Here is a 1,860-nt window from a genome sequence, read left to right as displayed (position 1 = left end):
CAAAAAACCTGAACGATTAAAAGTGAGAAACTCTCAATCGTTCAGGTTTATCATTGGCTGAATTACTTATGTCCCAGCCTCCTTTTTTTAGTTTACGCCTATTTATACATATGTTTTAACTAACCATGCCCCACCAATAATTCCTGCATCATTACCAAGTGTAGCAATTGCCAACTCTGCTCCTTCAGCTACTCTTGGGAACGCAAACTTTTTAAAGTAAGACTTCACTGGATCGAGCAACACATCTCCTGCACGTGATACACCGCCTCCAAGGACAATTTTCTCGGGGTTCAATGCGTTAGCCGAATTTGCAAGTGCTAGTCCTAAATGAAACGCCACTTTGTCAACCACTTCTCCAGCTAATTCATCGTTTGCACGGGCAGCATCAAAAACGTCTTTAGCAGTAATTTGATCATGCTCATCTAGAAGTGTACGAAGGGTGCTTGACTTATCCGTATTCACCACTGCTTCCATCGCTAATCGAACAACACCTGTTGCAGAAGCAATTGTTTCTAAACAGCCTGTTTTCCCACAGTTACATGGCGCTCCACCCTCAGGCACCGATGTAATATGTCCAATTTCACCAGCCGCACCGTTTACTCCTTGAACGATTTCACCGTTTGCAATAACCCCTCCTCCTACACCTGTTCCAAGCGTTACGCATAGTAAATCTTTCGCTCCGTCTCCTGCACCTTTCCACATTTCACCAATTGCCGCAATGTTTGCATCATTGTCCACTACTACAGGCAAAGAAGTTTCCACTTCTAGAATATCTTTAATAGGGAATTTTTCCCACCCTAAGTTAACTGCTACTTCAATCGAACCGTTTGCAAAATTCACTGGACCTGGAGCACCGATACCAATCCCCATAAGTTTCGACTTGCTTTCTCCTAAGTTCACGACTTCTTTGTCGATTGCTTTTGCAATATCCGTTGGGATTTTTCGCCCTTGTTCGCTAATATCCGTTGGAATTTCCCATTTATGAATCACTTCTCCGTATTGATTAACAAAAGCCATCTTAATTGTTGTACCGCCTAAGTCAACACCAACTAACCATTTATCATCCATTTTTTTACTCATCCTTTTTCCTTTTGTTTTTGTAATTCTTGTCTAAGCAATAAAATTGCCATTTGATAATCTTGTGTTTCAATCAACTTTGATTGATATAGCTCTCGTATCTCTGTTTCCATTAACTCTATATCAGCTTGACGATTACCAATATATATAACAATTCCAAACGATTTTAAAAGTTGTTGCACATCGTATAACGTGTTCATCTCTTCACCTGCATATAGTCATAAAATAATGAGACCATTTAATCCTATCTAGTTTATTTTAGTAAACGTTCTCACAATAGTAAAGCAGAAAATCTTAAGTACTCTGTCTATTTTTATCAATTTAATTTCCGTTGTAAATCTTGATATTCTTTGTTAGCTGGTTCTATTTCTAATGCCTTTTCTACGTTTTCCTTCGCTTCATCCACATGATTTAACTCTGCATTCAATAGAGCTAAGTAGTAGTAGCCTTCATGAAAGTTAGAGTCTAACCTCACAGATTCTTTTAGCTCTTGTTCCGCTCGTTCATATTCTTTTAGCTCAGTGTAAGCATATCCTCTTAAATAGTAAATCAATGCATTGTTTGTATCCCGTTCTACAAAGCTATCTAACGATTTAATTGCTACTTCATATTTTTTTTGTTTAATATACTCGCTTGCTAAGCTGAGAGCGTATGGCTCGTCTGCTGTTGTTGTTCGAATAGAAAAACCATAGTATAACAAGCCCAGTACGAGCAATACGGTTGATACAAATGCTGGTATCTGTACGTATAACTTTGGTTTTTTCGGCAAACTAACAATGCTGG

Annotated in this window: 3 protein-coding genes; all 3 read right to left on the bottom strand. The window is 38.5% G+C overall.

From position 1 onward, the window contains the following. Positions 1–102: 102 nt before the first annotated feature. Entirely contained in the window at positions 103–1,068 is a 966-nt protein-coding gene (locus AS180_RS21260) for an ROK family glucokinase (RefSeq protein ID WP_025911568.1), read from the bottom strand. An 8-nt stretch (positions 1,069–1,076) separates the two neighbouring features. Beyond that, entirely contained in the window at positions 1,077–1,277 is a 201-nt protein-coding gene (locus AS180_RS21255; RefSeq protein ID WP_025911569.1) for a YqgQ family protein, read from the bottom strand. Positions 1,278–1,393: 116 nt separating this feature from the next. Continuing rightward, positions 1,394–1,860: tetratricopeptide repeat protein (locus AS180_RS21250; protein ID WP_139109270.1), on the bottom strand; the 467-nt coding region annotated here is incomplete at its 5' end.

It is taken from the genome of Priestia veravalensis, assembly GCF_001457055.1.
Classification (GTDB): domain Bacteria; phylum Bacillota; class Bacilli; order Bacillales; family Bacillaceae_H; genus Priestia; species Priestia flexa.
The sequence above is the reverse complement of the archived record's forward strand: the minus strand, read 5'-3'. Positions and strand labels throughout refer to the sequence as shown.